Annotated in this window: 3 protein-coding genes; all 3 read left to right on the top strand. The window is 25.6% G+C overall.

The window, feature by feature from the left end; translation table 11 throughout:
• The first annotated feature begins 81 nt into the window (after positions 1-81).
• On the top strand, positions 82-327 hold the full coding sequence (locus tag ACRCYC_RS05190) for a hypothetical protein (RefSeq protein WP_257163813.1): 246 nt from the start codon (positions 82-84) through the stop codon (positions 325-327).
• 11 nt (positions 328-338) lie between these two features.
• Entirely contained in the window at positions 339-542 is a 204-nt protein-coding gene (locus tag ACRCYC_RS05185; protein ID WP_438618037.1) for a hypothetical protein, read from the top strand.
• Positions 532-1,070: hypothetical protein (locus ACRCYC_RS05180; RefSeq protein WP_438618036.1), on the top strand; the 539-nt coding region annotated here is incomplete at its 3' end. The genes ACRCYC_RS05185 and ACRCYC_RS05180, both read left to right, overlap by 11 nt.

The following is a 1,070-nucleotide window of genomic DNA, read 5'->3' as shown; positions in this document are numbered from 1 at the left end:
ATTATGGAACTTAAAAAGGTTTATCCTGGACATTTTAAAGCATTTAAAAAAGAGAATTATGAATAAAAGTGAGGTTGCACTATGGAAATACATGGCAAATATGCAATAGAACAAGGAAAAATGATTAGTCTTAAAAGTGAGATAAATGGAGTTTTTTATAATAAATATTCTAAAAAGTACCTTGTTAATATAGAACTAGCTAGAAAGACAAAATCTTTAGGAATAGTTGATACTCTTGAACAGGGTATTGAACTTTATCTTAAAGCCACTAAAAAATATAAGAGTGCAAAAGTAATTAAGTACTGGGAACAACAAAGTTTATTTTAAAGGAGCTTGATATGAACGAGTTGAGATTAAAAGATTATGAAAAGTATAGACATGATATACACACTAATCATAAAAAAGAGTATACAACTCTTGAGGTTGAACTTATTTTATCAAATATGAGTTTAGCTGATTTAAGTGTTGTTCTTGGTAGAACGGCTAAGGCTATAGCTGAAGCTAGAAAAAAATTCAAAAGAAGGTTATTAAATGAAAAATAGATTAATTGAAATTTATAGAAACAAACTGTCCGAAGAGTTTTGGGCACATGATAATACAGAGGATTCATTATTTTTAAAGTATATTTTCATAATGTTAAAAATACATATATTCGAAATTACTCAGCATTATAGAAAAACAAAATTTAAATTAGATCCTGAAGTTAAATTAATGCTTATAAATATCTATAACAATATTATGAATATCCAAAAATATACTGGAGATTGCATTTTGAGTAAAACATTATCAGAAAAGTTTGCTGAAAATGTTGGTAATTTTACAAATAATTTTAATAATAGCTATTCCAAAAAAGGTTGGATTAGAAACTGGACACAAAAACTTCCTGAAAAAATAACAACAGCAAATGAAAGTCTTAGAATCCTAGTCGAAATAGCGAATGAAAAATTTTATAAAGTTCTAAAGATAATGGAATTATCTATTTACTTTGATGTTATTTATAAAAATACAATTGAATACTATAGATACTATGAAGATAAAATCTTAAAACTTGGAGAACCAATTAAAGAAAG

Origin of the sequence: Paraclostridium sp., assembly GCF_051657365.1 — a bacterium.
In the GTDB taxonomy this organism is placed as follows: domain Bacteria; phylum Bacillota; class Clostridia; order Peptostreptococcales; family Peptostreptococcaceae; genus Paraclostridium.
Note: the sequence above shows the minus strand (reverse complement) of the source record. Positions and strands in the feature narration are given on the sequence as shown.

Excerpts from the sequence above, each read along its gene's own strand:
- ACRCYC_RS05185 (WP_438618037.1), top strand. The coding sequence starts at position 339 with ATGAACGAGTTGAGATTAAAAGATTATGAAAAGTATAGACATGATATA.
- ACRCYC_RS05190 (WP_257163813.1), top strand. The coding sequence starts at position 82 with ATGGAAATACATGGCAAATATGCAATAGAACAAGGAAAAATGATTAGT.